Raw genomic sequence first — 26,259 nt, forward strand, 5'->3', positions numbered from 1 at the left:
AAGCCCTTTAACCTTCATCTTCTTCGATGAAGTCGCACAGCAGTCGATTGGGAGAGACCCCAGTCCTCAAGTTGATCATGCAGATGTCCACGCCGTCCGTGGTTAGCATGATGGTGATTGCTGCCTACAACATGGTTGATGCGATGTTTGTCGGGCATTTTGTTGCACCGCTGGTGTGACGGCTATTCAGCTCCAGAATGCGACCTAACAGGAAGCGTGTGCCAAGCGACTGGCTTCGCGAATCAACTCAACCCACAGTCGTGGCTCCGTGTGGGTGATCTCAATCCAATTAGGATGGATTTGATCCCCAGGAGCAAAGTATTGGCCCCAGCCTTCAGCTATTAGGTAATGTATCTTGTGAGTTGGAAGCTTGATAATTAAAGAATGATTTTTCGAATTCAGAGCTGCTACGATTTGGTCGTTCCCTCTTAGACAAGGGAGGCCGAATGAATCGCAACGCCGCAGCTCCTCTATTTGGAGTGCGTCGAAAAGTTCAGCGAGTAGGATGGAGTGGGAGTCTTCGAACATCTAGGCGCGCCACAATTGGATGTATTCTGTATTCGTCAAAGTCTATTTCGAGAGTTGCCAATTTTTTACAATTGCCGCCGGAGTGTAACTTTCAACGGTCTGTTATCAGGGTCGGAAAGCGGGGTCCGACTCACGCTGACTACTTTTGTTCGTTTAAATTCCAATCCCACTCACTAAAGCTCACCTTCCACTTCTTTGCTTCCTTTTTGAGATTCTTTCCAAGTGAGTCGTCAACGTGAGGTATCAGGGTTTCCAGCGCTTCAGTTGTATTCTTTCCAAAATCAACTGCATACCATTCGTAGACTTTGGATAGTTTTGCCTTTCGATTTTTCAAATCGAATTGGTTCCGGTTTTTCATGAACCATTCTGCCTGTTCATTGAACTGCTCTTCTAGTAACTCGGCTGTGTAGGCTTCGCTTCTCAATTGTGGGCATGACTGTGCTGCACAGACCAAGGCATAATGGATGCGAGGATCGGGCCATTGGGGTCGGATGATAGCGTTTTCAACCTGATCGAGGGTGTACGTATTCCCAGCTATATGGGCCAAGGGGATTTTCCAGGTATCCGCAAAGCCCGGCTCCTTAATATCCATGATACTGGATAAGGGGTAATAATTCGTTATGAGTTTTAGAGTGTATGCGTTGTATGCATTCGTCCAGAAAGCTAGCTTGTCATTGCGGCTTTCAAGATCGTCCAGCTTGGCCGCCTTGAGTTTCTCCAGGTACTCATCCAGTCGTTTGTCTTTTTTGAGGCTTTTGTAGTCGACCAAGCCCTCCTGGACATGCGTTTTGAGAACCGAATCAAATAGACTATGGTCAAAGCTGGCTGAAGCCGAGCTCATCCACAGAGCAAACACCAAGAGCGTGTTCGAGATTAGTTTTAGAGGATGGTGTTTCATTTCTGATTACGAGCTTTAGTAATCCCTGTTCTAAAGAATCATACAGTACGCTTTTTCCTTTCATGGTAAAGAGGGAGTAGTTAAAACCGCTAAACTATAACAATATGACGCTCTATACCCTCGAGAATTCCAACGGCATTCGACTCGAAGTCTCTCCCTATGGGGGAATCATTAAAGAACTATGGGTGCCTGATCGGCAGGGTGATCAGGCAGATGTTGTTTTAGGTTTAGATCAAATTTCAGACTACAAAGAGAATTCACCCTATTTTGGTGCACTGGTTGGGCGTTGTGGAAATCGAATTGGTCGAGCGCAATTTGTCTTGGATGGTAGAACCTATACGTTGGCAGCCAACAATGGAGTGAATCATTTGCATGGAGGTGAAGTTGGATTCAACAATGTGCTCTGGAGCGTCGAGGAATTCAGTAAGAAAACTGAAAGTGGCCTTAAGTTACGATATGTGAGTGCAGATGGAGAGGAAGGCTACCCAGGAGAACTGGATGTGGAAGTGGTTTATTCCCTCAATGAAACGAATGACCTAAGTATCGAATATCGCGCAAGCACTTCTAAACCAACTCATGTCAACCTCACCCAACACAGTTACTTCAACCTCGGTGGGCATGACAATGGCACTGTGCTGGACCATGATATATTGATTAACGCAGACTTTTTTACTCCGACGGATTCAGGTTGGATCCCCACGGGGGAGATTCGCACCGTGGAGGACACCCCCCTGGACCTAAGAAAGCGACTCAGAATTGAAGATCGGATTAACGCGGAATACGAGCAGCTGGAAATTGCTGGAGGATTCGACCATAATTTTGTCTTGAATAAACTCCCTTACGATCTGAGTCATGCGGCTTCTGTCTGGGATCCCAAGTCAGGTCGAATGATGAAAGTCTATACTACGGAGCCAGGTATCCAGTTTTATTGCGGGAACTATCTTACAGAAATGACAGGTAAAGCCGGAGCTACCTATCAGTGGCGATCGGGGCTTTGTCTGGAATCGCAACACTTCCCGGATTCTCCCAACAAATCCATGTTTCCATCGACACGGCTAAATCCTGGCGAAGAATACTTTACCAAGACGGTATACAAGTTTGGCATCGAATAGGGCGTAGCTATTCCCTGGCAACTCATTCATCCCTACACGCCTCTTGAGTTCGAAAGAAGCAGTTGAAAGGAAAGAGGATCTATAGACACTCATGAATTGATGAGTGACGAATCGAATAGAGAAAAAGCGACTTTTGGGGGCGGCTGTTTTTGGTGTATTGAGGCAGTTTTCCAACAGTTGGAAGGTGTGGAAAGTGTTGTGAGTGGCTATGCCGGTGGGGAGAATCCGAATCCCACTTACCAAGCAGTTTGCACTGGTTCCACGGGGCATACCGAAGTGGTTCAAATTACGTTTAATCCTGAAACGATCAGCTATAAAGAACTCCTGGATGTATTTTGGAGGGCCCATGATCCCACGACGCTCAACAGGCAAGGGAATGACGTAGGTACTCAGTATAGGAGTGCCATTTATTACCTTTCAGAAGAGCAAAAAGAAACGGCGATGAAATCGGTTGAGGAAGCTCAAGCGTATTTCCCTGAAAAGATCGTCACCGAAATTGCTCCTCTAGATGTATTCTACGGAGGAGAAGACTATCACCAGGATTATTACGTGAAACATAAAGAGGAGGGTTATTGCTCTTTCGTAATTCGACCCAAACTCGAAAAACTTGGGCTCAAGTCCTGAAGAACGTTACGCAGCAAGGATGAAGTCATGTTCTTCCTGAAGTCCTTTCGAGATGAGGAAGTATCTTATTTTTTCTCTAGCTCCCCGGCTTCCAACGTAGGAGATAATGAAGGGCTTTTTAGAGAGGTCTAGTTGATCTGGCTGTAGAACAGGTATGCCATTCAAATCCGTATTCGTTTTGCGAGGGTCTATGTCTAGATAGCCGGAGAACTGAATTCCGTGGTCCTCAAAAAATTGTGCTCGTTTGCGCGTAATTCGACCAGCACCCCAAATCCAAATGGGGCGATCGATGAACCTTTCTTTCTTAAGCCATTTAGCCAGGTACTTTGCTTTTGTCCTATAAAAGGAATCGGGGGAGTAACGGGGATCTATTCTTGATAGGCGCCCGGGTGGATCGTACCAGTCGAGGAGTGGTGAATTGATCTTTCCCATCTGAATCCCTGCGTCCATCCAGCGCAGCCATAGCTCATAGTCTTCCGGGAAATTACCTTGTTGATAGGTTTCATCATTGGCGGAGACCAGGCTTCTACGAAACATCACCGACGGATGTGCGAATGGAGACTCCACAAAGCGATTCATTCGTATGTCTTTCCAGCTTACCAGGTCATTGGTCCAGTCAACATAGGCGGCGTAGCCTGCGTGTTTGTCTCGGTCGCCAAGGAAATTGACCTGCGTGCCCACCAACCCAATCTCAGGACGCTCATTGAGGAATTTGACTTGTTCCCGTAGGCGCTCTGGATGTGATACATCATCGGCATCCATCCTTGCAATGTAGCTTCCAGCACTCAGGGCTATTCCGCGGTTCAGCGCATCAGCAATGCCCGGATTCGAATTTTGAATCAGGCGAATTCGCGGATCTTTCCCTCCCTGTGTTTCAGCAAGTTGATATGAAGTGTCTTTGGAATTGTCATCTACGACCATCAATACCCAATCTTTGTAGCTCTGACTTCGTATGCTGTTGATCGCCCGAACCAGATGCGTTTCGGCGTTCTTTATCGGCATTATTATAGAGACTTCAGTCATCAGTATTTGGATTCAATCTGAGAAAAATTCAGATCTTTCAGTAATCGCGATTGTTTTTTGCGTCTGAGGTGCATTTGCTAATAGTTGATATCATGAGCAATCCATTACCCAAAGTTTATTTAACCCGCCAAATGGTTCCAGCTGTTTTGGATCGTTTGCGCCCTCAGTGTGATTTACACATTAACCCTGTTGATGACACCCTTCCACGTAACGAGCTTTTAAGTGAAGTGAGTGATGCAGTGGTTTTGGTGCCGAATGGCCCTGACAGGATCGATGCGGAGCTTTTGGAAACAGCCAAAGATCTCAAACTGATCGCTAACTTTGGTGTGGGATACAATAACATCGACGTCGATACGGCCGCGAAGATGGGTATTCCCGTTACGAATACACCCGGCGTACTGTCGGCTGCGACTGCCGATATCGCCTGGGGGCTTCTCATGAACGCGGCCAGGCGTATCGGGGAGGGAGATCGAATGATTCGTGCGAATGCCTGGCCCGGATGGGGGCCGTTACAATTACTTGGAGGCGATATTACGGGCGCAACGCTTGGCTTGATTGGCCTCGGCAACATTGGCAAAGCCATGATCCCCCGGGCAAAAGGGTTTTCCATGGATGTTATTTATTGGAATCGTACTCGATTGGATCCTGCAGAAGAGGACGCCTTAGGCATTCGTTACGGTAGTAAAGAGGAAGTATTGAGTACCGCAGACTATGTTTCACTACACGTGGCTTTAGTGCTTGAAACTCGACACCTGATTGGTTCCAAAGAATTGGCGCTCATGAAGCCTTCAGCTTATTTAATTAACACAACACGTGGACCTGTTGTGGACGAGAAAGCACTCGTGGCTGTGCTTCAGGCAGGCCGAATTGCAGGCGCCGGTCTTGATGTTTATGAAAATGAACCCGTTGTAGACCCTGACTTGTTGCCTCTGGAAAATGTAGTGCTAGCTCCGCATCTTGGGAGTGCCACTATAGGTACTCGCACCAAGATGGGCATGATTGTCGCTGACAATATTGAGGCTTTTCTCAAGGGGGAACCGCTCTTGACCTGCGTAAATTCGCCCAAAGGGTGATTCGCTGGGAATCCTGGAACTAGGGAATTTCATTGGGTATTGGGTTAAAGCCCACAGCTTCCTGCGGGATCTGGTTAAAGATGCGTAAAACTGGTTAATTAGAGGACTTCTCCGTTTTTCAATTCCAGGGGATTTAAAAACTGGGGCGGTATTGAATCCTCAATTCTCATCCTAAACCCAATCTAATCGCGTGGGACTCAACATTCTCAAAAGTCTACGAGCTCAGTTTTCTCAGCTGTTTATGCGCTGGCTGTCGCCTGTGTATTTAGCGTCATGGATCGGACTCACATTTTGTGGAGTACTCTTCGTTGCGTTATGGGGACTCTTCAGAGTCACGAACCTGCAAGATGTGCAAGGGATGCAGGAAGAAGAGATGGATGATGCCATCCATATGGCCATGGATCTCGAGCTTGAGTTTAAGGACCAAATGCAAAGCTGGAAGAACCTCCTGTTGAGAGGAGACGATCCACAGATGTTTCAACGATACTCCAGCGAATTTGAAAGAACCGAATCTTCAGTCCAATCCGGCCTCTTTTTGAACTGAATTCGGGGATATGTTCAGAAGTGATTGCTAGACGCTCAAGAGTTGCCTTCTTTGGAACGATTCTCTGTAATAGCGAGTCCCTAAAGAAATCATGCTTACCCGTCTAACACTTGTTATGTTCCTGCTCACTGGCAGCGGCTCCTTGCTCAAAGCCGATTTTGAGTTCGCACCTCCGACTCCTGAAGGACAGCCATTTACAAACGAGGTGGCTTTTGAGTTTCTGAGTAATTACGCGACCTTGGCTTGGTACCTTTACTCTGACTCGGTTAAAGAAACCGTCCGCTTCAATATGGCGGTGTATCGCTTTCGCAAGTCGCCTAGTGAAGAGACCTTTGAGGCGCTCAAAACTTCCTGGATTGAGGCACGCAAAATTTATGGCCGCACAGAAGTGTATCGGTTCTCCAATGGACCGATTGATCAAATGGAGCTAGAAATTCTCATTAATGCCTGGCCGATCGACGAGAGTTTCATCGATTACACCGTGGACAATCCCAATTCGGGTATCATCAACAATCCAGCGGATTACCCCGAGATTAACAGCCGGCTCCTGCGCCTGATGAACGAGCGGGATGGTGAGACCAATATCTCAACGGGATGGCACGCCATTGAGTTTTTGCTCTGGGGACAAGATCTCTATGCCGATGGGCCTGGAAAACGTGATTGGTCCGACTTCACGACCGCACCCAACGCGGATCGCCGTATGAAATACCTGGTCGCTTGCACCGAGTTGTTGCGCAGCCACCTGGTTGCTGTTGCCGATCAGTGGAGTATGTCCAACTACGAAAATCATACCGGTGACTTTTTTCTCAAACGTCCAACCACCTTGATCAAACAAGTGATGACGGGTGTAACTTCCTTGGCGGGTCGTGAGCTGGCCGCCGAACGTATGTCGGTTGCCATGCGTTCCAAATCGCAAGAGGATGAGCATTCCTGTTTTAGCGATACCACGCATTTCGATTTTGTGGCCAATATGGAGGGTTTGGAAGCCGTTCTGTTTGGTTCTTACAAAGCCGCCTACGGTCCCTTGGTAGAAGGGAAGGGGCTCGTAAGCGTGATAGCGGATGCTGATGAGGAAGCTGCCGGAAAGGTGAAAGAAAAGTTTTATATCGCCAAAGAAAAGGTAGCTGCGATTTATGCGCCCTTTGATCAGGCGATTGTCGCCGAGGCAGGCTCAGCACAATTAACTCAAGTGAAAGAAGCCGTGGGCGCTCTTTGGAGTCTGGTCTATGCTTTGGCGGATGCTGAGGAGTTACTCGAATTGGATGTTAAGCGCGACTAAGCCAATCCTCTAAATGTATAAGCGAGGGATTAGGATTGGGTGCTTCCTTCTGTTGCTGCATTATTTTAGTAGCGCCGCGACTGCAGACTTATTACCGGGTGGGCAGATCACCGTATTTGATACTTCGCCCAATGCCTTTAGTCTTCCTTCCACGAATTTGCCCTGGAATGAGCATCCGCGCTTTTTTGCCGGCAATGCGTTTTTTAATAGAAATTGGGTCGATGCGGCGTCAGAGGTGAACGGTAGTGATGGGCTAGGCCCCTTATTCAATGTGCGCTCCTGTTCCACCTGCCACTTCAAAGACGGTCGCGGACAGCCGCCTGTGGGCAGTGCAGTTCCTAATGGCTGGCTCATGCGTATCAGTATTCCTGGAGAGGACGACCAAGGCGGACCCAAACCAGATCCTATTTACGGAAACCAAATCAGTGTTCGCTCTCTGCCGGAACTCGAGCCGGAAGCGAGAATCTGGATTCGTTCTCAGACGATTCAAGAGCTTTATCCCGACTATGTCGCCTACCAGTTGTTGAAGCCCAGCTACACCATCGATGCTTGGAAGTATGGAGAGCCTCATCCTGAGCTCATGACTTCGCCCCGCGTGGCGTCAGCTGTCTTCGGTCTGGGACTTCTGGACGCGATCCCTGAGCAAACGATTCTCGATCTAGCTGACCCGGATGACGAAGATGGCGATGGCATTTCCGGACGGCCGAATTTTGTGTGGAGCAAAAGTCTTGGAGCGAAATCCTTGGGGCGTTTTGGCTGGAAGGCCAATAAAGCCACTTTGCTCGACCAGACGGCCGGTGCTTTTGTCGGTGACATGGGAATTACTTCCGATTTATTCCCCGATGAAAATCACACGGAAGCCCAGAACATCGGCGAAGACTTCCCCAGTGGCGGGTTCCCTGAAATTGGGAAACAGGATTTGGAGGACGTGGTTTTTTACTTACAGACGTTGTCCGTACCGGCTGCACGGATACAGAATAGAGAAGAGTTTAAAAAGGGTAAGCAGTTGTTCGAAAGCGTCCAGTGTGCTACTTGTCACATCCCTGCCATGAAGACTTCCGACGATTACCCGATAGAGGTTTTGGCCGGGCAGCTCATACGACCCTATACGGATCTTCTCCTTCATGATATGGGAGAAGCTTTGGCTGATGGTCGGCCGGACTTTGAGGCGAATGGCAATGAGTGGCGGACCCCCCCTTTATGGGGAATCGGACTCCTTGAGAAAGTAAATGGGCACACGCGTCTGCTTCACGACGGACGTGCTCGTAACGTAGAGGAAGCCATTCTTTGGCACGGGGGTGAAGCAGAGCAAAGTAAGGAGCAGTTCAAGAGCCTGACGGCGGCAGATAGAAAACTGGTGATCCAGTTTGTGGAGAGTTTGTAGAGTTATTGGTACCATTCCAGAGGAGTTGATTATAGCTCCTACCTCGGAGACAGGCGTTTATGAAGGTGAAGGGTTCGATGCAAGTAACGACCTCTTAACTGACGGAAACTTATAAGGCTGTAAGGATTCCGCCGATGCGTCTACTGCTTCATAGATGCTGCTTTTCATATTCTTTTTCCTACTGCTGTACGGTGGCCTGAATTTATACGTCTATACGACAATAGTTGCTGGATTGGGTTTTCACTCCCTGCCCATTGCGGTGGCGCTCATTCTTGTGGTACTGTCCCCAATCGTTTTGCGAATGGCGGAGGAGCGTGCTCCCAGATGGATCGCAACTACCATCGCTTGGGGTGGCTACAATTGGATGGGCGTGTCCTTTCTATTTGCGACGGTGGCTTTGGTAATGGATGGGGTTCAAGTGTTTGTTCCGCGAATATCCCAAACGACGGCTTTGATGGTCGTCTCGACGATAATCGTTCTGCTTTGCATCTATGGCTTCCTGGAATTGCGGTGTGTACGGATTCGGTTTCTCAAGCTGCGTTCGCCCAAGCTTTCTTTTTCAAAAGACCAGCCGTTTCGGATGGTGCAGATATCGGATGTCCATCTGGGATACGGAACGCTTCCCGGGCAGTTACGAGGAGTGGTGGAAAAGGTTCGTTCGTTAAAGCCGGACCTGCTGGTCTCCTCGGGTGACCTCTTTGATACGGATCTAAAGCATCTAGGTCGATACGTGGAGCGACTCAAGTCACTTGAGCCTGGAGCAGGGAAGTTAGCAGTTCCTGGCAATCATGAAGTCTATGCGGGACTTGAGAAGGCCAATGATCTTACTCAGCAATCGGGGTTTCAAATCCTGAAGAATGAGCCCGTACAGGTAAGTGATAATTTCTTTGTAGCAGGTGTGGATGATCCAGAAGCTTTAGGAGAAACCTCAACACAAGCAGCCGAGGCTCAGGCCTTCAGCACCATTCCTGAAGGAGCCTTTGTCGTCTTACTCAAACATCGTCCTCAAATTTCACGGGAAAATTTGGATGCGTTTGGCCTTCAGTTGTCAGGTCACACTCACGGTGGGCAAATCTTCCCCTTTATTTTTATGACGCGCCTGCAATACAAAGCGCGTCATGGACTCACCAAATTGGCGGAAACGACCTACTTATATCTCAGTCGAGGAACCGGATTCTGGGGGCCGCAGATGCGGGTATTTGCTCCTCCTGAAATTACGGTATTCGACATGGAGCAAGGATCTTCATTTGAAGTCGCTTTTCAATCGAATCAAAAAGTGGTTGAAAGATGAATACACCTAATTAGTAAATTAAGCTTCGCTTAAGAAAGGGCATTTATTCTGTTACCGATGCGTATTGGGAAACGATTGGAGATTTTTAGTAAACGATTCACTTGCTGGTTGCTGGCACGGTGTTTCATGTGTTGGAGAAAACGGCTTGGACCCGATTCAATTAAATCAATCCAGCGTGTGTTGTTTGTCCGCCCCAATTTCCGTATGGGTAATATGTTGCTCATCACACCCGGCTTTAGAGCGGTGAGACAACAATTGCCGGAGGCCAAAATCGGATTTTTGACCACGTCCGCTTACGGTCACATGCTTCATCATCACTCGGATTTGGATTATGTCCATGAACTGACACGAGCTATGACTTGGAAATGGTGGGAGTTATTCTCATTCTTGAGGCAGATCAGAAAACGACGCTATGATCTGGTGATTGATTGTTCTGAGGGAGCGAGTCTTTTGGGTGCCGCGTTTGTTGCATTTTCCGGTGGCAGGTATCGGTTGGGATTTGAAGGGGGTCCAAATGCAAGTCTCTTCAATATTAGATCCCCTGCCAATGATCCCGATGATCATCGGATTGAAAAACTCCTCAGCCTTTTGAGCTTTGTTTGGATTGGTTCTGAAGACCAGTCAATGAAGCTAACGTTGACACAGGCCCATAAAAACTGGGCTAGCGAGCGTTGGCGCCATTGGGAGATTTCCGAAGAAACACCTTGCGTGGGCATCAACCTGGGGGCTCGGGGTAAAAAGCGTTGGCCTCTCACGTGCTTTGATCGAGTCATCAGACAGTTGATAGATGAGCAAGTTCAACCCATCTTGTTTGTAGGCCCCGAAGAATTGGATTGTTTATCAAAGATGGAGACTCAACTTCCGGAACAGGTAATTATAGACACGACACACGATCCCAGTCGCTTTGCAGCTTTATTGAACCGCTGTGCTGCATTTCTGACCTGCGATACCGGGCCCATGCATTTGGCGGTAGCGGTTGGCACTCCGACCGTGGCGATTTTCAGAATTCACAACTTCAACCTGATAGGACCCTTAGGTCCCCGTCACCGGACCCTTTTTGATCCAGATGGTACGCGAGCAGATGCAGCGCTCGATTTGATTTTGGATTTGCTGAACAACGCCGAAGGAAGAGACAGTGAAGCAGTTCCTCGTGTGAAGGCTTCTTGTTAGGGACAAACATTTTTCTATGGCGCATCTGAGGTCCGCCTCTACTGTTTCTTCTATGAACGTAGAGCGAGTTAAATATATTATTTGGGCAGCTGATATGGATCGGGCGATTGCTTTTTATACCGATGTTCTTGGCGCAACGGTCGTTAAACAAATCGAAGTGATGGCTGAGCTGGAACTGTGCGGGTCCTTTATAGGCATTCACAGTGGCGGAGAAGGAAAGCGCACCTGGACAGGAATGAGTTTTCAGGTTTCGGATGTGGTTGAAGGAGCATCCGAAGTAGTAGCTGCCGGAGGTGAGTTAACGAACGAACCCAAACCGGAAAATGGTGAACCACCTCACCTGGCAATGTGCGTCGACCCTGAAGGGAATCAGTTTATGCTGACGCGCAAGCGCAGCTGATATAGAAAGTAAAAGGCGACCTGCCAGAACGGTTTGGTTAGAAACCGACCTAACAGGTTCACCTTGAATGTTCGGGACTGTCTGTATGTCTGCCCATGTGATTAAATCAGTTTGGTTAGACGGTCAGTCAGACCCTGTTCACCGAGAACGACCTGGAGGTTGGAGGTCTTAGCGACGGTCTCCAGAACTTCCAGCTCACGCAGACGAATGAGGGTAGGGTTGTTTTCGATGAGTTTAGCAGTGTTCATCTGAGAACGCATAGCTGCAGTTTCTTCGCGACGTTTGATGACGTTCGCTTCAGATGCTTTTTAAGCTTCAATTACTTGGTTCATCAGTTCCTTCATGTCGCTAGGAAGGATGAGGTCGCGAATACCCAGACCGAGCATTTCAACACCGAAGTTCTTGGCCACTTGGACCAGGTTTGCTTTGGGGTTTTGCGCGAGGTCTTCTTTGTCGGAGAGCATAGACTCGAGGGTGCGAGCACCTACTTCCTTGCGGAGGACGAGCTGTGCTTCACGGTAGAGGGCTTGTTCCACGTTCTCTACGGTTTCAACAGACTTACGAACATCGACGATTCGGTAGGTCAGCTGACCGTTCATACGCAGAGTCACTTTATCCTGAGTCATGAGTTCTTGACCAGAGATGTCCATGACTTGCTCACGTTGTTCGATGAGCACGATTTTGATGACAGCCATGTCCTTCCAGAAGACTTGCTTCCCGGCGGGCAGGATGTCGGAGAGCTCACCGTTTACGAAGAGAACACCGACTTTACCTTCCGGGATATCAGTGACGTTCATGAAGGATTTGGCGGATACGTTTTTTAGAATGACCTGGAGGTCCTTGCCGGCCACGCGAAGGTCATTGGCGTCTGCCACTTCGACCTCTACATTGCGGAAACGAGTCCAGTAACACGCCTGAGTAACACCTAGAATCAACTAACTAACCCCACCCTCTATCTCCCCCCTGGTAAATTAAGAGTAAACTAGATTCGCTCCCCGTTGGCAGGTAGGTTGATACGGTGGAATAGGATCAAGAACCAGCAGTAAGGTAATAGCGTCTAGATGCTGAGCTTAAGTAGGGTCTACAATCTGATTAAAGCCCCGTCAGAGGGTGCTTTAGAGATTAACAGACAAGATAGGTAGTAGAGGTCCAGTCAGGTAAGCTCGAACAAAGAAATGCCCCAAGCAATCCCCTCAGGTCACCTGGGGCTAAATGTCAGGCCAACCTCTCAAGGCTCTCCTAGGCCTGGCAATCTAAGACCTTCAATAGGTCTATAATGTAAGAGTAAAATTCTATCAATTTGTTCCCGAATAGCAAACAGATGATGGGGAAACTCTTCGCAGGTGCAACCGGGCCGGGGATTTACCACAGCGAGTTTAATCCTTCTGAAACTGAGTCGACTCGCCTCCTTCAGATCTGGATCCAACCGGAGCAAGCGGGTTTGGAGCCCAGTTACCAGGAGCAGGACTTTGACCTGAGTGAGCGTTCCAATCGATGGCTGACTTTAGCTTCACCACACGGTGAGGAGGGTATCGTCGATATCCGGCAGGATACTCGCATTCTAAATGCGGAGTTGAAAACGTCTCACTCACTTGAACTTCCTGCCTCCATGAACCGGAAAGGATGGCTGCAGGTTTTAGACGGTGAAGTGACCGTGGGTGATCTTCATCTCAAACGAGGTGATGCCTCGCGCTGGAAGATGAGGCGGCTCAAGATCTGTCAACAAGCTCCAGTGCGGAGTTACTCTACTTCGATCTGCCTCGTTAGTCTTAGTTCTAAACAACAAATTGCATTGAAGCCCGATCAAAAACGATTGGGCTTTATTGCGTTTGGAGCTGCCATTTTTGAAGAAAGAGAAGGTGGATTCTCTGTGTAGTAGAAAGATTCTGAAAGGTACCCGAGTGCTGAAACACCTATCATTCAAACACAATTCAACTCATTTATTATGAAAACAATTATTGAAGGAAAGGTAGCCTTGGTTACCGGAAGTAATCGCGGCATTGGCCGTGCAATTGTAGAGGCTTTAGCAGCGCGCGGAGCGGCCAAAGTTTATGCCACCGCCAGAAATGCGGACTCATTGCAGTCTCTGGTTGAGGCTCATGGTGAGCGCATCGTGCCCGTGGCATTGGATGTAACGAATCCGGAGCAAGTAGCAGCGATTGCTGCGGAAGCCAGTGATGTGCAGGTGGTTGTCAACAACGCTGGTTTTGCTGGGCAGACAGATCTATTTGCTGAGGATATCAGTGCTGCCCGTCAGGAGTTTGATGTAAACTACTGGGGTGTCCTGAATATGTTGCGAGCGTTTGTGCCCGTACTTGAAAGCAATGGGGGAGGCGCAGTCATCAATGTCGCAAGTGTGGCTAGCTTGGTGAGTTTCCCACCATTTCCGACCTACAGTGACAGCAAAGCTGCAGTGCATTCTATGACCCAGGGGCTACGTCTGACCAAAGGTACTGCTGGCATTCAGGTGGTAGGCGTCTATCCTGGCCCAGTTGATACGGATATGGCCGCTGATCTTGAGATGGAAAAGGCGACTCCACAATCGGTAGCCGAAACCATTCTGAATGGTGTCGAAGCCGGAAAAGTGGATGTCTTCCCCGACGTCATGGCTGAAGGATTTATCCCTCCCTATGAAGCGGGCGCCAAGGTGTTCGAAGCTCAGACGGCCGAGATGTTGGCGGGTGGAGCCGAATAAACATACAAACAGCCTTTTATCAAAAACGTCCGTATGCTTACGGGCGTTTTTTTTTAATGTTCATCTCCTAGTCGCCCGAAACTTTCCTGCGGAGCTCCTCTTCGCGCTCCTCAATTTCGTTCTGGGTTTTTAGACGCCGCATCTCAGCCGTTGCGCGTTCACCAAAGAGTTCGAAGATGGCGATCCTTTCTTTTTCCAAGAGCGGCTTGGTATCCATAATCGCAATATGGCCCAGGATATTTTTGGACGTATCCAATAGAGGCATGCCAATGTAACTCACAACTCCCAGGTCAGCCATCTCCTGATCTTGCGGATAAAGGTCTACTGCGTGATCAGGAACATAATGCAGCGTGTTTCGATCTATGACATGCTCGCAGGGCGTACCATCAATACAGTAGGGCGGATGTTCGATGTATTCATTATGGGCCCACCAGGCCAAGGGCTGGAGTGTTCGGGTTTCAGCATCCAGAAGCGTCACCCAGGCACCTCAGCAATCGAGGGAGATGGTCAGGTGTTTTACGATAGCTCGAAAATAATCGACCCCGATTTTGGTAGCCGTGGCTTCCAAGATCGTCTGAAACACCGCCGAGACATGGGGATCCATGTTTTCAACCGGTTGTTTCGATTCTTGGGGCATAGGAGATGATTCCAGGGCGTATAATCTATGGAAGAGCTACTGGAGCTTCCACAAACACCATGTTTACGAAATCTCGTCAATCTCGGAGCGCGTAGCAATATACCTACGCTTCCTTATCCAATCTGCCTTTCAGGCGAAGGAGGTCTTTGAATAAACCAGCCGAATTGAAGAAATTCATGTGCCCATCCTTTTTGTCCACCCAGGTGACTGGTATTTCCTTCATTTTCAAACCGGTCTGTTGCGCACGATACAGCAGCTCTAGGTCAAAGGCAAAGCCCGCTTCGTACAGCTTTTCCCGGTTTTTGCGAAAAAAGGAACCAGGAATCACTTTGAATCCACACTGGGTGTCCTCGATGGGAAAGGAAAATAGCTGTTTGCGAAGCCAACGGAAGGTGAGGCCACCCAGGTTTCGTATGGCGCGGCGCTGGACCTGAGTTTCCTCATCTTCAATGCGGCTAGCGGCATAGAGGGTGTTCTCGGCCTCGGAATCCTCTCGAATGTGTTTGAGGACGCGGACCACCTCATCCGGGCCAACCGCTCCATCTGCATCGGCAAATGCGAGAAAATCAGCCGACTGATTGGCGCCCCAGCCTGCGTAGACCGTTGCCCCTTTACCTGAATTCTCATCGAGCGTGAGTGGCTGCAAAAGAAAGGGGAAGGTCGACTCCAGCAGTTCCATCAGCTGTCGGTAGAGCCCTTGGTGAAGAAAGTCGGAGCCATCATCAATGATTTGCACCTGCACATTCAGGTCTGATTTGAGGATCGCCGTACACAATCCGGGTAGGAATTGGGCTACGCGCTCGCCTTCGTTGAAAGAGGGAAGGCCGAGATAAAAGGATTTCGAGTCGGAATCTTGGGTCACTGACTCTTTTATCGGAGAAAAATAGCCGAGGCGTCCAACGAAAAGCGACGAATGGGTGCTCAGACCAGCCTTTGAATAACTATCGAAATCGTTTCAGAAATCGACTCTTGCAGGTGTAAATATGGAAAATGCAAAATGTTATCAGATTTTGTTTGGTTCGTAGGGTAGAAATTATCTAACCTTGGTTGTTTACGATATAGGAGACCTACATACATATGAGTGATCAATCCACCCCATCCACCCAAAGTAATAATTCCGCCGATGCAGAGTGGGCTTTTCTAGGTCTGCGTCTGGTTCTTGCATTTCGTTGGTTCTTTGCCGGCATAGAAAAGTTCGGATCGCCCGGTAATTACAGCTTCGAGAACTACTACAACAAAATGGGTGGTATGGCCGGCGGCATCGCGGATAATTCGCTCATACCTGGTTTTGCAGCCAAACTCTTCGCCCTCCCCATGGGCTACATCATGCTGATTTTGTCCGTGACGATTCTCCTCGGTGTTAAAATGAGGATTTCATTGATTGTTTCACTATTTCTCTATGTTGGCCTCTCAATCGGACTGATGGCCACCAACGAGCAGCACGGTATTGCTTGGCTCGGAATTCACGTTATTTTATCAGTCATGGCACTGAAAATGGTAACAAATGCCAAATGGGTGGTGTTAAAGTAACCCTAAGCCCGAAGTCTAAAAATGAATAAGGATACAGGACTCGGCGTCGATCGCCGCAGCTTTTTAAAATCCAGTGTCGCCGGTGGAGCCGGTCTGATGCTGTCGCAAAACCTTCCACTGTTTGCAGTTGGAGAGGGATCGAAGACCGAAAATATCAACGTCGCTCAGGTTGGCGTGGGTGCGCAGGGCCAAGTGCTTATGCAGTCGCTCATGAAGATTCCAGGCATCAACGTGGTTGCGGTCTGCGATATCTGGGAGAAATTCAATTTAAAGCGGGGTGTGGGTCTCTGGAGAAAGAATGGCCAGAAGCCAGCTCCCTATACCGACTACCGTGAAATGCTGGAGAAGCAGACGGACATCGATGCGGTCTTTATCGCCACGCCCGATTTCTGGCACGCACCAATAACCAATGCCTGTCTAGAGGCCGGAATCGACGTCTACTGCGAAAAGATGATGTCCAACACTCACGAAGGTGCAGTGTCCATGGTTCGCACAGCCGAGAAGACCGGTAAGTTGCTTCAGATCGGACACCAACGTCGGAGTAATCCACGCTACCAGTTCGTGAAAGATAACTTGATTGATAACAACATCTGCGGTCGTATTACCAACGTGAATGGACAGTGGAACCGTGCGGTCTCTGATCCACTTGGCTGGCCGGAGCGGTATGCCATCTCTGATGACATTCTTAAAGAGTTTGGATTCGATGGCATGCATCAGTTCCGTAACTGGCGTTGGTTCAAAGGCCTCGGTGGAGGACCTATTTCCGACCTCGGCGCTCACCAGATCGATATTTATGGCTGGTTCCTCGGTGCGAATCCTAAAGCGGTTACCGCTAGCGGAGGTGCTGATTACTACGACAGCCTCGAATGGCATGACAATGTGATGGCCATCTACGAGTTTGATACCGCGCAAGGTCCCGTTCGTGCCTTCTACCAGGTGCTTACAACCACGAGTGCCGGTGGAGGATACTTCGAGTATTTCATGGGGACTGAGGGCGCGATCAAGATGTCCGAGAATCCGAAGTATACGACGGTTTTCCGCGAAGCAAGTGCTCCAGAATGGAACAATTACATGAATGATGGGATCTTAAAGAAACAAGGAGAAGCTGAAGTGAGACCCTGGCAAGTACCATTACCACCACAAAGACCGGCAGGTTACGACACCGTTGACGTACGGGAGACTGCTGCGTTGGACGCTTTTGAGGTGAATGCTTCGTTGGAGGGTTACATCCACCAGCCTCACATCGAAAACTTCCTGAACACCATCCGCGGTGAAGATACATTGAACTGTCCTGGCCACGTAGCACTTGAGTGCGAAGCAGCTGTCTTGAAGGTCAACGAAGCTATTGAAGCAGGTCGTCGCCTCGAATTCACTGAAGCAGATTTCCATGCATAACTCTATGAAAAGTACACTAAGAATTCTTACGGTTGCCGCGCTTGTCGGAGCCTACATATTCTCTCTTTCGTCTGCCCAGGCGGAGAAGACTTTGGAGCTTGAGCTACCAAAGCCCAAATTCTCTGGAACACCCGTTCCTATTAAAGGAATTCCGCACCTGGCTAAAACAACCATCGGTGAGCGCGTGCTTCCTAAGGTCCCTGATGATGTTGGATTGATTTCCGAAGGCAAAGAAGTCACTTCCAGTGACGATTGGCCTATCATCGGTGAACTTGAGTTCCTGACTGACGGTGACAAAGACGCTGACGAAGGTTACTACGTTGAGCTCGGTCCTGAGCTGCAGTGGACGCAAATCGATTTGGAAGCTTCCAAGGAAATTTTCGTCATCGCTCTCTGGCACTACCACTCACAAGCGCGTGCCTACCACGATGTAATCGTGCAAGTATCGGACGATCCTGAGTTCGGTAGCGGCGTGAAGACCATCTTCAACAGCGACCACGACAACTCTGCCGGTCTCGGTAAAGGTAAAGACAAAGCCTACATCGAGACTCACGAGGGCAAGATCATCGAAGCCGATGGAGTCAAAGGACAATACGTTCGCTTCTACTCCAATGGTAATTCGACTGACACGATGAACCACTACATCGAAGCTCAAGTCTTCGGTCGTTAATTTAAGCTAACGCTATTTCAAAAAACCCCGGTCCGCAAGGTCCGGGGTTTTTTTGTGGCAGAATTGGTAGGGCGATCTCGCCGAGATAAAGGGTAGGGTCGCATCGCCGAGGCGACCGATTAGAGTCTATTCAGGAAGAGGAAGAGGAAGAGGAAGGTTCACGGTTATTCGCCCTTTGTCCCACGCCCTTCGTCCCCCGTCCCGTTCAATCCATCCTTGTCTCTCTCCTGAATCTTTTAACTTATTGAATACTCATCTTTCTCCGTTTTCATTCCCATGGACCTTGATTCCCCGAAAAGTCCAGATTCTGATTCTCCAAAGAATGCCTCGTTCTGGGTTGAGTTGATGCGTTCGTATAAATCTTCGTTCGCTTCGTTACCTTTTGTTCGAGTTGTATTTATTAGCCGGAAGGAAAGGTTATTAAAATGAAGTCTCTATTCCGCAGCATCCGTCATAAGCTTCTCGGCGAGGGGAAGCCGCTTCGTTATTTAACTTACGCGGTCGGGGAGATCTTGCTGATCATTATCGGTATTCTCTTTGCCTTGAAGATCAACGACTGGAACGAGGAGAACAAAGCTCGCGGTGTTGAAACTAAAATTTTGGCCGAGATCAGGAGCAATCTGATTTTGGATTTGGACGAAATTCGTGCGGACATTGTATTGCTAGAGGTCGTCCAAAAATCGTGCACGAAAGCTATCCACTTGATCGGAATTGAAGAGGTGCCCTCGGACGCATTTCAATCAGTGGTGGGTAACCTGAGGATCAATCCGCACTTTGATCCCAATCGCAGTGGGTACGATCTTCTCAAATCCAAAGGGGTTGAAATCATTTTGGACGATGCACTGCGACGATCCATTTCCGACTTATACGAATCGGCTTATACCTATTACTTTCGTTATGAAGAGGAGCGGAATCAGTTTGCTATCCAAACGGTTCATCCGACTTTGATGAAGTACTTTTCCTGGTCCTGGAACGGCCAGCCAGTCAATGACCTGGAGCCTCTGGATTACGGCATTTTCTTTGAGATTACTGAAGAGGACTACACGCTATTAAAAAGTGATTCTGCATTTCGTAAATTGGTACAAAGGGTTTATTATGAATATTTCCAGATCCAAGACCGCGCCGAACGAACCGAGGGTATCATTGTCGAGCTGATTGAACAATTGAATGAGGAGCTGGGAATCTCGGAGGAGGAGACTGAATGAAGTTTTTTTTGAACAGGAGAAAACGGAGGTAACGGTGGCTGAATTTGAAATCTTCTCTCACGGAGGAGCGGAGAGCACGGAGTAATTATGAAAAGCCTTTTCCGAAGTATACGCATCAAGCTCCTGGGCAAAGGTCGTGCGAGATGATTGAGTTGTTCTTGTCGTAAATTGCGTAGTTCTTGGGATCTCGAAGGTCGATGTTTCGGCGCCCTCGGCGAGGTCGCCCTACCTTATTGCGGGTAAAACTATATCAAGGGGCATGGCTATGTTCGTCATTATAGAAAATCCTTGATGTTATAACGTAGGTAATTACTTTTTGAGCATGGTTTTAAAACTCAAGCTCCGCAAAGTGGGAAACTCCATTGGCGTTGTCATTCCCAAAGAAGCCCTCGCTAAAATGGAATCCAAAGAGGGAGATACTCTGGTTTTGTCCGAGACTCCCGATGGTGGCTTTCGTGTGACTCCAGACAAAGAATCCTTTGCTGATCAGATGGCCGTGGCGGAAGATATCGCCAATCGCTACCGGAATACGTTGAACGAGCTGGCTAAATGAAAACGCCGGTGTGGGTGAGGCGGGATGTGGTTCTCGCCTACCACGATATGCTGTTATCGCGTCATGGGGGCGGAACAGGTATCCGGGATGAGGGCATGCTCGACTCCGCTTTGAGTCGACCTGTGAACTTATTCAACTACGAGCAACCAAGTGTGTACGAACTCGCGGCAAATTATGGCTATGGCCTGGTTAAGAACCATCCCTTCGTCGACGGAAACAAGCGAATCGGTTTTGCCACATCCGTCGTGTTTCTTGAACTAAATGGGAAAAAGTTTGTAGCGAGCGAAGTAGACTCAGTTTTGAAAACCTTAGCCCTTGCAGCCGGTGAAATGGAAGAGGCGGAGTTTGCTTCCTGGTTGGAGTCTAGCTGCGAATAAGATACCTACAGCTCTCCCGCCAACCACATGTCGATGACGTCAATGTCGTCATCTGTCACCTTCGCGTCGCGATGGGTAATCAGGTAGCTTTCAAGTGGCATGAGACCGTCGAGCATTTCGTCGAAGGTTTCTTCGATTTTACTTTCCTGACGATCTTCTTCGTAGGTGTCCCATTTCGAGTAGTTGACTTCCCGGCGTCCTTCGTGGACGTGATCAGCGACCCACCAAGAGACGGGGGCGACGTAGGAATACCAGGGCCAATGACTTTCATTGGAGTGGCAGTCGTAGCACTTCGCCTTAAGAATGGTCTTTACCTCTGCCGGAATCGTTGAGTCGGCTATCTCGGACGGATTGGTGCGATCGGGCTGCTTCAATTGAATGAGGACAAAGATCGCAGCGAGTGTATAAAAGGTGTATTTAAGGTATTTCATCTTAGGGTTCGTTTCAAAGCTCCATCCTTTGTCTTAAAGGAGTCGTCGTTTGTCTACGATTAATTCTGTCGAGTGCAATTGGGGATTTTACGATTTTGACTAAGGTAGGGCGAGAGCGTCCCCGCTCCGCCGATTCATACGCTAGAGAAAACGGCACAGCGAGGACGCTGTAGCCCTAACATTTTAAGCATAGACAGTGGGGCCCGGTCGCCGTTTCGAGGAGCCAATTGACGACACCGACAGGTGTCGTGTCTGTGAGTGAGGAATCGGCTTCTGTGTAACCGATAAGGCTCCAGGGTAGTTGTATTTATTAGGAAAGAAATTTTCTTGGTTCACCATCTCTTCTAGCTTTGAATGATCGGACTTTCATGCCCGCCTACAGACTCCTACCCCCAGTTTTTCGAATTCCCCTTTCCTGGGTATCGATGAGCTCCTTCATTTCGTCATCTTCTGACCATTGAGTGATACTATAGAAGGTTTCCCGTTGCTTCAGATTATAGCCCACCGGTCTTTCAGGTGGTTTCCCAATTACCTCCTCCAGGCTGAGGATTAGCTCGTTCCGAGCGTGCATGTGATTGGGCAGGTTAGCTGCCAGGAGGAGCAGAATGCTTGTATATATGAAATTTAGGCGAATCACTGAACGTTTCCGTTGTGGAGTGATGATAATACTCCCAAAGAACGCAGAGAATAGCAACTGGGTTTCGCCCTATATCGGCTGACTCCATATTTCTCTGGAGCTAGTGAGAATCAGAGATCCATAAAAGGAGCTTAACGACTCTTCCGCTTCGACCAGTCGGGCTTCCCCTTGTCTTTGTTAGTGCGGTTCTTTTTGCCTTTTTTGGCGGCTACTTTCTTTTCACCAAACGGATGTCCGCCAGCCTTATCTGTCTTCTTGTCCTTTGCTTTAGGTCCATCTGGAGACGAGCTTTTGCTGACGCGTTTGGGACGGGCAGTGCGTTCTTGGCTTTCTTTGGGCCTTCTATCGTCACTGTCTCTATCCCTGGATTTACTTTTGAAATGGCTGCTTTTACCACGGTTTCCTGAAGGTCTAGAGCCTCTTGGTCCACGGTCGCGTCCGCGTTCTCTTCGTCCCTTGGAGTAGGAGCGATTTGCACGACTTCCACTTCCGCCTCCACCGCCGCGTCTGCGTTCGGGTCTTAACTCCTCGTTGTCTTCGATGATGGATTCCCCGTCGCGTCCCTTCGATTCTTTAATGAGGGAGAAAAGCGCACTCGCTATGTCGGTGTTGGTATGGCCTTGCTCGAGTAGTCGATCAATCGATTCCCGGTAGTTCTTAAAACTTCCGGATTCCAATTTGTCTTTTACCAGCTCGAGGATCACATCCGATTGACGACCTTCGATGTCCTCTTGGCTGGGGATCTTGGCGCGTTGGATGGTTTGTTTGATATAGCGTTCGATTGAGCCTAGACGATAAATGTCTTTTCCGAATACAAAGCTGTAGGCCTTGCCTTCGCGTCCAGCTCTTCCAGTTCGTCCGATACGGTGGACATAGTCCTCGGGATCCTGTGGGAGGTCGTAATTGAATACGGCATCCACTTCATCAATATCGAGTCCACGAGCAGCCACATCGGTTGCCACGAGGATCTCAACTTTCCCAGATCTAAATTTCTTTAACACGCGTTCGCGGCCCACCTGTGTAATGTCGCCGTGGATACGATCAGCTGAGTAGCCACGATTGATGAGGGCATCGCAACAGTCATCAACCATCCGCTTCGTATTACAGAACACGATGGCCAGGCGAGGTGGGTCAATATCGAGGAGTCGTGAAACAACTTCAATTTTAGAGCGATTACGTACTTCGAAATAGGATTGTTCTACCGTGGAAACTGTCAGCGCTTTACGCTTGATACGAATTTGCTCGGGTGAGTTACCAAAATGTTCAATCAGTCGCTCGACACCCTTGTTCATGGTGGCAGAGAAGAACATAGTCTGCCGCTCTGCTGGAGCTTGTCCCAGAATATGCTCCATGTCGTCGCGAAAGCCCATGTCCAGCATACGATCGGCTTCGTCCAAGATGACCATCTTGAGGAAGTTTAGATCGAGCGTTCCGCGTTCCATATGGTCCATAAGCCGACCAGGCGTTCCAACCACAACGTGGGAACCCTTCTTTAAGTATCGGATTTGGCGATCAATAGGTGCACCTCCATAGACAGGAATCGCATTCAGATTCTTAACGTGCGCGCCCAGCTTATGGATTTCTTCACATACCTGAACCGATAGCTCGCGGGTAGGGCAGAGGATCAAGACCTGGGTCTTTGAAAGGCTTAGATCCAGCATTTGCAGAGCCGGCAATCCAAACGCGGCCGTTTTTCCGGATCCGGTTTGGGATAAGCCTACGACGTCTTTACCCTCCAGCACGACGGGGATCGTTATGGCCTGGATGGGTGACGGGCTTTCGTAACCGAGTTTGTCTACGGCTTTTAATAGGTGATCGGCGAGACCAAGCTCTGAAAATGGTGGTGTGTCCATGGCAGCAGTGTTTGCGCTGTGTGTGCCGCCTGGGAAACCTTTTCCTATGCGGGCGGGCAGTCTTATGGGTAAAAGAGTGATGGCAAGTGTTAAAAAAACGGCTCGTTCGGCGATCGAGCCCCACCTTCCAGAAGCTGTTTTGGAAGGGCGGCCTCGCCGAGGGCGCCGTGTTCAGATTAGAGGGTCCAGATTACGATCATGTGAATCATCTAAAGGATCCATGGGTTCAATATTGCCAGTCCGATGCTGTCTGTTTCAACTTAAATTCAAATCGACGACCTGTAGTACAGGTTCACCAAATTCAAACATTTGATCCCCACCATGAATCGTAGACAGTTTATCAAAAGCGGATCCATAGCAGCAGCAGCCAGTGCTGTGATCAACACCGCCTCAGCCGCCAGTCACGCGGGCAAAGCCAAGCCCTTCAAGCTCAAGTATGCTCCCCACCAGAACCACTTTAAGCTACATGCGGGAGACGACATCATCGATCAAATCAAGTTTGCCCACGATCATGGCTTTCGAGCCTCGGAGGATAACCGCATGCCAACGCGACCGGTGGCAGAGCAAGAGAAGATCGGTAAAACACTCGATGATCTCGGCATGGAGATGGGTGTATTTGTTGCCTATGGGAATTTTACTGAGCCTACTTTCGCAGTGAAGTCCGAGGACGCACAGGCGGACGTGCTACAGAAAATCCGCGAGGCCGTTGACATCGCCAAACGCGTAAACGCCAAATGCTTCACCGTAGTTCCAGGATCAGTTGATCAGCAGTCGGCAACCTCAGGTAAGGACTGGAACAGGTATGGTGGCTCTCGATTGTCCGAAGGTTATCAAACCGCCAATGTGATTGAGTTGCTACGCCGCTGTTCATAAATTCTTGAGCCACATGACTTGACGATGGTCCTCGAGCCACTCAACTGGCATTCGAATCATGGTGGCCTATTCCTTCAGTATTCAGATCAGGCATACGCCATTTGCAAGGCAGTCAATTCGCCGTCCTGCAAAATTCTATTCGATATCTACCATCAGCAAATTACCGAAGGAAACCTCATTCCGAACATCGATAATTGCTGGGATGAAATTGCTTATTTCCAATCCGGCGACAATCCCGGCCGGAAGGAACCTACCAGTGGCGAGATCAATTACAAGAATGTCTTCCGTCATCTGTATCAGAAAGGCTGGGACGGCGTCATCGGCATGGAGCATGGTATCAGCATCGGTGGCAAGGCCGGTGAGAAGCGTTTGATTGAAGCCTACCGTGAGGTGGATGACTTCGAGGTCTGAATCGTTCGCCGGATTGTGAGAAAAGTAATTCTAAAGATAAGATAACCCAACCCTTCTGAACTATTCGGCGATCGGACTACGAAGGTTTTCCCACTATCCAGTGAACGATCCAGATCAAGTGGGCGTCTTAGGTGATTGCCTGTAGCCACGGTCGTGAGACTGTGGAGAGCACCGTCTGATCGAAATTTCGACGGTGTCTCCACCGTCCCTACCTTAATAAGTGTGCTTCAAGACTTCGGATACGGAAGCTTGGAACCTGTTTCTTCCTGCATGGCCTTGAGCTTGGCCAAGAGTTCGGCGGTTTTCTCCGGATGTGTTTTTGAAAGATCCTTGGATTCGCCGATGTCGTCTTTTAAGTTGTAGAGCTCGACTTTGTCGTATTCGTAAAACTGGACCAGCTTCCAGTCGCCATCACGGATAGCGGAGCCAGGAGTCCATGTGGAACCGTGGTAGTGTGGGTAGTGCCAGAAGAGGGCGCGGTCTTCGATTGAATTTCCTTCGAGCAGTGGCTTCAGGCTGACACCGTCCTTGTGTAGGTCGGGTTGCTGGGGGAGTCCGGCAAGGTCGAGAATGGTAGGGAAGAAATCCATGCTGATGGCCGGGGTATCAATCGTCGTATCCGAAGTATCGATACCAGGAGATTTGATCATGAGTGGTACGCGAATCCCTCCTTCGTAACACCAGCCTTTGCCGGCTCGCAGTGGCATGACGGATGTGGGTCCCGGTGTCGCCTTGGTTGTCAGGCCTCCATTGTCCGAAGAAAATAGGATGATGGTATCATCTTCGAGTCCTTGAGCTTTTAAAGAATCGAGGATGCGGCCAACGCTGTGGTCCAAGGCTTTTACCATCGCTGCGTATTGGTGGCCCGATTGATTCGTACGAGTCGTGCCTTCATGTTCTTCCCGGGTGGTCATTTCACCGCCATTGGGAAGCCCGGCTTTCTTCTCCTCAAAATACCCGTCGTACTCATCCCAGCCTTGGATAGGCGTGTGAACGGTATAATAGGACATATACATAAGGAAGGGTGCGCTTTCATCTCGTGTCACAAGAAACTCGATACACTCGTTTGTCAGGCGATCGGTCAGGTATCGATCGTCGGCTTTGTCGTCGAGTTGTGGGTTTTTAAAAGGCGCGTAGTAACCTCCTGGAGGGCTGCCTCGATGGTGCCCTCCTTTGTTGATGTCGAAGCCCTGATCTTGTGGAAAGTGTCCTTCATCGCCCAGATGCCATTTGCCTGCGTAGAAGGTCTGGTAGCCATGCCCCTTGAGCGCCTCCGCAATCGTAACTTCTTCCAAGGCCAAGTTGTCCCGATCTTCCGGGGTAACTAGCGTCGGATCTTTGGCAACTAACCCCGGTATCCAGTCGGTGATATTTACACGAGAGGGATAGCGCCCGGTCATGATGGCTGCACGGGTGGGGGAGCAAACTGGGTTCGGCGTGTAAGCGTTGGTGAAGCGTGCGGCTTCTTCGGCGAAAGCATCGATCCTTGGGGTCTCATGGTAGGTGCTGCCGTAGCAACCCAGGTCGGTCCAACCCAGGTCATCGACGAGAAAGATGATGACGTTCTTGGGTGTTTTGGTTTCCTCGGCTGGTTTGCTGCAAGCGACCAGGAAGAGGGAGAGAAGAATGAGTGGAAGGAGAAGTGACTTCATGGGTTATTCTAAAT

At 49.2% G+C, this 26,259-nt stretch carries 30 protein-coding genes and 1 pseudogene; 19 read left to right on the top strand and 12 right to left on the bottom strand.

Going from position 1 to position 26,259, the window contains the following annotated elements:
• Window positions 1-26: 26 nt before the first annotated feature.
• A complete protein-coding gene (locus GA003_00805; protein ID QXD28555.1) occupies window positions 27-179 on the top strand; it encodes a hypothetical protein in 153 nt (50 codons plus the stop codon).
• Window positions 180-204: 25 nt separating this feature from the next.
• Here GA003_00805 and GA003_00810 read toward each other — a convergent pair whose 3' ends face one another.
• Together GA003_00810 and GA003_00815 are read right to left on the bottom strand one after the other, a co-directional pair.
• Entirely contained in the window at window positions 205-528 is a 324-nt protein-coding gene (locus GA003_00810; GenBank protein ID QXD28556.1) for a hypothetical protein, read from the bottom strand.
• Between the two features lie 139 nt (window positions 529-667).
• On the bottom strand, window positions 668-1,426 hold the full coding sequence (locus GA003_00815) for a DUF547 domain-containing protein (GenBank protein QXD28557.1): 759 nt from the start codon (window positions 1,424-1,426) through the stop codon (window positions 668-670).
• A gap of 104 nt (window positions 1,427-1,530) precedes the next feature.
• On the opposite strand from GA003_00815, the gene GA003_00820 reads away from it, so the two are divergent.
• Window positions 1,531-2,538 (top strand): galactose mutarotase, encoded by a 1,008-nt coding sequence (locus GA003_00820; GenBank protein QXD28558.1) that lies wholly within the window; start codon window positions 1,531-1,533, stop codon window positions 2,536-2,538.
• 99 nt (window positions 2,539-2,637) lie between these two features.
• Window positions 2,638-3,162: a peptide-methionine (S)-S-oxide reductase MsrA gene (gene msrA, locus GA003_00825; protein ID QXD28559.1), complete on the top strand. Its 525-nt coding sequence runs from the start codon at window positions 2,638-2,640 to the stop codon at window positions 3,160-3,162.
• 6 nt (window positions 3,163-3,168) lie between these two features.
• On the opposite strand, the gene GA003_00830 is transcribed toward msrA, so the two are convergent.
• Window positions 3,169-4,185: a glycosyltransferase gene (locus GA003_00830; protein ID QXD28560.1), complete on the bottom strand. Its 1,017-nt coding sequence runs from the start codon at window positions 4,183-4,185 to the stop codon at window positions 3,169-3,171.
• A gap of 92 nt (window positions 4,186-4,277) precedes the next feature.
• Between GA003_00830 and GA003_00835 the strand changes: the two genes are divergently transcribed.
• The 7 genes from GA003_00835 to GA003_00865 all read left to right on the top strand — a co-directional run bounded on the left by GA003_00835 (window position 4,278) and on the right by GA003_00865 (window position 11,326).
• Window positions 4,278-5,258 carry a D-glycerate dehydrogenase gene (locus tag GA003_00835; protein ID QXD28561.1) on the top strand — a complete coding sequence of 327 codons (981 nt, stop codon included), beginning with the start codon at window positions 4,278-4,280 and terminating at the stop codon, window positions 5,256-5,258.
• A 241-nt stretch (window positions 5,259-5,499) separates the two neighbouring features.
• Window positions 5,500-5,802 carry a hypothetical protein gene (locus GA003_00840; GenBank protein ID QXD28562.1) on the top strand — a complete coding sequence of 101 codons (303 nt, stop codon included), beginning with the start codon at window positions 5,500-5,502 and terminating at the stop codon, window positions 5,800-5,802.
• A gap of 91 nt (window positions 5,803-5,893) precedes the next feature.
• Window positions 5,894-7,081, top strand: coding sequence for an iron-regulated protein (locus GA003_00845; GenBank protein ID QXD28563.1), 1,188 nt, complete (start codon window positions 5,894-5,896; stop codon window positions 7,079-7,081).
• Window positions 7,082-7,094: 13 nt separating this feature from the next.
• Entirely contained in the window at window positions 7,095-8,465 is a 1,371-nt protein-coding gene (locus GA003_00850; GenBank protein ID QXD28564.1) for a thiol oxidoreductase, read from the top strand.
• A gap of 154 nt (window positions 8,466-8,619) precedes the next feature.
• Window positions 8,620-9,756 (top strand): metallophosphoesterase, encoded by a 1,137-nt coding sequence (locus tag GA003_00855; protein ID QXD28565.1) that lies wholly within the window; start codon window positions 8,620-8,622, stop codon window positions 9,754-9,756.
• Window positions 9,757-9,882: 126 nt separating this feature from the next.
• A complete protein-coding gene (locus tag GA003_00860; GenBank protein ID QXD28566.1) occupies window positions 9,883-10,926 on the top strand; it encodes a glycosyltransferase family 9 protein in 1,044 nt (347 codons plus the stop codon).
• A 52-nt stretch (window positions 10,927-10,978) separates the two neighbouring features.
• The gene (locus GA003_00865; GenBank protein ID QXD28567.1) at window positions 10,979-11,326 is read left to right on the top strand and encodes a VOC family protein; all 348 of its coding nucleotides are present in this window, start codon (window positions 10,979-10,981) and stop codon (window positions 11,324-11,326) included.
• Between the two features lie 101 nt (window positions 11,327-11,427).
• Here the strand turns inward: GA003_00865 and GA003_00870 are convergent, their stop codons facing one another.
• Window positions 11,428-11,574, bottom strand: a complete 147-nt coding sequence (locus GA003_00870; protein ID QXD28568.1) for a hypothetical protein — start codon at window positions 11,572-11,574, stop codon at window positions 11,428-11,430.
• A 60-nt stretch (window positions 11,575-11,634) separates the two neighbouring features.
• Window positions 11,635-12,261, bottom strand: a complete 627-nt coding sequence (locus GA003_00875) for a slipin family protein (protein ID QXD28569.1) — start codon at window positions 12,259-12,261, stop codon at window positions 11,635-11,637.
• Window positions 12,262-12,647: 386 nt separating this feature from the next.
• Between GA003_00875 and GA003_00880 the strand changes: the two genes are divergently transcribed.
• Together GA003_00880 and GA003_00885 are read left to right on the top strand one after the other, a co-directional pair.
• Complete coding sequence (locus tag GA003_00880; protein QXD28570.1) at window positions 12,648-13,202, top strand: hypothetical protein; 555 nt, start codon at window positions 12,648-12,650, stop codon at window positions 13,200-13,202.
• 69 nt (window positions 13,203-13,271) lie between these two features.
• The gene (locus tag GA003_00885) at window positions 13,272-14,021 is read left to right on the top strand and encodes an SDR family oxidoreductase (GenBank protein QXD28571.1); all 750 of its coding nucleotides are present in this window, start codon (window positions 13,272-13,274) and stop codon (window positions 14,019-14,021) included.
• A 67-nt stretch (window positions 14,022-14,088) separates the two neighbouring features.
• Here GA003_00885 and GA003_00890 read toward each other — a convergent pair whose 3' ends face one another.
• From GA003_00890 to GA003_00900, 3 genes are all read right to left on the bottom strand, one after another.
• Entirely contained in the window at window positions 14,089-14,499 is a 411-nt protein-coding gene (locus GA003_00890; GenBank protein QXD28572.1) for a GAF domain-containing protein, read from the bottom strand.
• A 9-nt stretch (window positions 14,500-14,508) separates the two neighbouring features.
• Window positions 14,509-14,658, bottom strand: coding sequence for a hypothetical protein (locus GA003_00895; GenBank protein ID QXD28573.1), 150 nt, complete (start codon window positions 14,656-14,658; stop codon window positions 14,509-14,511).
• Between the two features lie 103 nt (window positions 14,659-14,761).
• Entirely contained in the window at window positions 14,762-15,520 is a 759-nt protein-coding gene (locus GA003_00900) for a glycosyltransferase (GenBank protein ID QXD28574.1), read from the bottom strand.
• Window positions 15,521-15,735: 215 nt separating this feature from the next.
• Here GA003_00900 and GA003_00905 point away from each other — a divergent pair, with 215 nt between their 5' ends.
• The 6 genes from GA003_00905 to GA003_00930 all read left to right on the top strand — a co-directional run bounded on the left by GA003_00905 (window position 15,736) and on the right by GA003_00930 (window position 20,388).
• Window positions 15,736-16,188: a hypothetical protein gene (locus GA003_00905; protein ID QXD28575.1), complete on the top strand. Its 453-nt coding sequence runs from the start codon at window positions 15,736-15,738 to the stop codon at window positions 16,186-16,188.
• A gap of 21 nt (window positions 16,189-16,209) precedes the next feature.
• Window positions 16,210-17,583 carry a Gfo/Idh/MocA family oxidoreductase gene (locus tag GA003_00910; protein QXD28576.1) on the top strand — a complete coding sequence of 458 codons (1,374 nt, stop codon included), beginning with the start codon at window positions 16,210-16,212 and terminating at the stop codon, window positions 17,581-17,583.
• Window positions 17,584-17,587: 4 nt separating this feature from the next.
• A complete protein-coding gene (locus tag GA003_00915; protein QXD28577.1) occupies window positions 17,588-18,253 on the top strand; it encodes a discoidin domain-containing protein in 666 nt (221 codons plus the stop codon).
• A gap of 425 nt (window positions 18,254-18,678) precedes the next feature.
• Entirely contained in the window at window positions 18,679-19,458 is a 780-nt protein-coding gene (locus GA003_00920; protein QXD28578.1) for a hypothetical protein, read from the top strand.
• A gap of 322 nt (window positions 19,459-19,780) precedes the next feature.
• Window positions 19,781-20,011, top strand: coding sequence for an AbrB/MazE/SpoVT family DNA-binding domain-containing protein (locus GA003_00925; GenBank protein QXD28579.1), 231 nt, complete (start codon window positions 19,781-19,783; stop codon window positions 20,009-20,011).
• Window positions 20,008-20,388 (top strand): type II toxin-antitoxin system death-on-curing family toxin, encoded by a 381-nt coding sequence (locus tag GA003_00930; protein QXD28580.1) that lies wholly within the window; start codon window positions 20,008-20,010, stop codon window positions 20,386-20,388. The genes GA003_00925 and GA003_00930 overlap by 4 nt, the downstream gene beginning before the upstream one ends.
• A gap of 5 nt (window positions 20,389-20,393) precedes the next feature.
• Here GA003_00930 and GA003_00935 read toward each other — a convergent pair whose 3' ends face one another.
• From GA003_00935 to GA003_00945, 3 genes are all read right to left on the bottom strand, one after another.
• Window positions 20,394-20,819 (bottom strand): heme-binding domain-containing protein, encoded by a 426-nt coding sequence (locus GA003_00935; protein ID QXD28581.1) that lies wholly within the window; start codon window positions 20,817-20,819, stop codon window positions 20,394-20,396.
• A gap of 376 nt (window positions 20,820-21,195) precedes the next feature.
• Window positions 21,196-21,456, bottom strand: a complete 261-nt coding sequence (locus GA003_00940; protein ID QXD28582.1) for a hypothetical protein — start codon at window positions 21,454-21,456, stop codon at window positions 21,196-21,198.
• Window positions 21,457-21,587: 131 nt separating this feature from the next.
• Window positions 21,588-23,309, bottom strand: a complete 1,722-nt coding sequence (locus tag GA003_00945; protein ID QXD28583.1) for a DEAD/DEAH box helicase — start codon at window positions 23,307-23,309, stop codon at window positions 21,588-21,590.
• A 321-nt stretch (window positions 23,310-23,630) separates the two neighbouring features.
• On the opposite strand from GA003_00945, the pseudogene GA003_00950 reads away from it, so the two are divergent.
• A pseudogene (locus GA003_00950) lies at window positions 23,631-24,593 on the top strand (TIM barrel protein).
• 227 nt (window positions 24,594-24,820) lie between these two features.
• Here the strand turns inward: GA003_00950 and GA003_00955 are convergent.
• Entirely contained in the window at window positions 24,821-26,245 is a 1,425-nt protein-coding gene (locus GA003_00955) for a sulfatase (GenBank protein QXD28584.1), read from the bottom strand.
• Window positions 26,246-26,259 lie beyond the last annotated feature (14 nt).

Source organism: Opitutia bacterium ISCC 52, assembly GCA_014529675.2.
Lineage (GTDB): Bacteria > Verrucomicrobiota > Verrucomicrobiia > Opitutales > UBA2995 > UBA2995.

Bases quoted from the DNA above. Each gene is read 5' to 3' on its own strand.
- GA003_00865 (QXD28567.1), top strand. From the start codon at position 10,979: ATGAACGTAGAGCGAGTTAAATATATTATTTGGGCAGCTGATATGGAT.
- GA003_00835 (QXD28561.1), top strand. From the start codon at position 4,278: ATGAGCAATCCATTACCCAAAGTTTATTTAACCCGCCAAATGGTTCCA.
- GA003_00860 (QXD28566.1), top strand. From the start codon at position 9,883: ATGTGTTGGAGAAAACGGCTTGGACCCGATTCAATTAAATCAATCCAG.
- GA003_00885 (QXD28571.1), top strand. From the start codon at position 13,272: ATGAAAACAATTATTGAAGGAAAGGTAGCCTTGGTTACCGGAAGTAAT.
- GA003_00855 (QXD28565.1), top strand. From the start codon at position 8,620: ATGCTGCTTTTCATATTCTTTTTCCTACTGCTGTACGGTGGCCTGAAT.
- GA003_00810 (QXD28556.1), bottom strand. From the start codon at position 528: ATGTTCGAAGACTCCCACTCCATCCTACTCGCTGAACTTTTCGACGCA.
- GA003_00820 (QXD28558.1), top strand. From the start codon at position 1,531: ATGACGCTCTATACCCTCGAGAATTCCAACGGCATTCGACTCGAAGTC.
- GA003_00815 (QXD28557.1), bottom strand. From the start codon at position 1,426: ATGAAACACCATCCTCTAAAACTAATCTCGAACACGCTCTTGGTGTTT.
- GA003_00870 (QXD28568.1), bottom strand. From the start codon at position 11,574: ATGAACACTGCTAAACTCATCGAAAACAACCCTACCCTCATTCGTCTG.
- GA003_00905 (QXD28575.1), top strand. From the start codon at position 15,736: ATGAGTGATCAATCCACCCCATCCACCCAAAGTAATAATTCCGCCGAT.
- GA003_00880 (QXD28570.1), top strand. From the start codon at position 12,648: ATGATGGGGAAACTCTTCGCAGGTGCAACCGGGCCGGGGATTTACCAC.
- GA003_00840 (QXD28562.1), top strand. From the start codon at position 5,500: ATGCGCTGGCTGTCGCCTGTGTATTTAGCGTCATGGATCGGACTCACA.
- GA003_00805 (QXD28555.1), top strand. From the start codon at position 27: ATGAAGTCGCACAGCAGTCGATTGGGAGAGACCCCAGTCCTCAAGTTG.
- GA003_00920 (QXD28578.1), top strand. From the start codon at position 18,679: ATGAAGTCTCTATTCCGCAGCATCCGTCATAAGCTTCTCGGCGAGGGG.
- GA003_00830 (QXD28560.1), bottom strand. From the start codon at position 4,185: ATGACTGAAGTCTCTATAATAATGCCGATAAAGAACGCCGAAACGCAT.
- GA003_00945 (QXD28583.1), bottom strand. From the start codon at position 23,309: ATGGACACACCACCATTTTCAGAGCTTGGTCTCGCCGATCACCTATTA.
- GA003_00930 (QXD28580.1), top strand. From the start codon at position 20,008: ATGAAAACGCCGGTGTGGGTGAGGCGGGATGTGGTTCTCGCCTACCAC.
- GA003_00845 (QXD28563.1), top strand. From the start codon at position 5,894: ATGCTTACCCGTCTAACACTTGTTATGTTCCTGCTCACTGGCAGCGGC.
- GA003_00935 (QXD28581.1), bottom strand. From the start codon at position 20,819: ATGAAATACCTTAAATACACCTTTTATACACTCGCTGCGATCTTTGTC.
- GA003_00925 (QXD28579.1), top strand. From the start codon at position 19,781: ATGGTTTTAAAACTCAAGCTCCGCAAAGTGGGAAACTCCATTGGCGTT.
- GA003_00915 (QXD28577.1), top strand. From the start codon at position 17,588: ATGAAAAGTACACTAAGAATTCTTACGGTTGCCGCGCTTGTCGGAGCC.
- GA003_00895 (QXD28573.1), bottom strand. From the start codon at position 14,658: ATGCCCCAAGAATCGAAACAACCGGTTGAAAACATGGATCCCCATGTC.
- GA003_00955 (QXD28584.1), bottom strand. From the start codon at position 26,245: ATGAAGTCACTTCTCCTTCCACTCATTCTTCTCTCCCTCTTCCTGGTC.
- GA003_00850 (QXD28564.1), top strand. From the start codon at position 7,095: ATGTATAAGCGAGGGATTAGGATTGGGTGCTTCCTTCTGTTGCTGCAT.
- msrA (QXD28559.1), top strand. From the start codon at position 2,638: ATGAGTGACGAATCGAATAGAGAAAAAGCGACTTTTGGGGGCGGCTGT.
- GA003_00910 (QXD28576.1), top strand. From the start codon at position 16,210: ATGAATAAGGATACAGGACTCGGCGTCGATCGCCGCAGCTTTTTAAAA.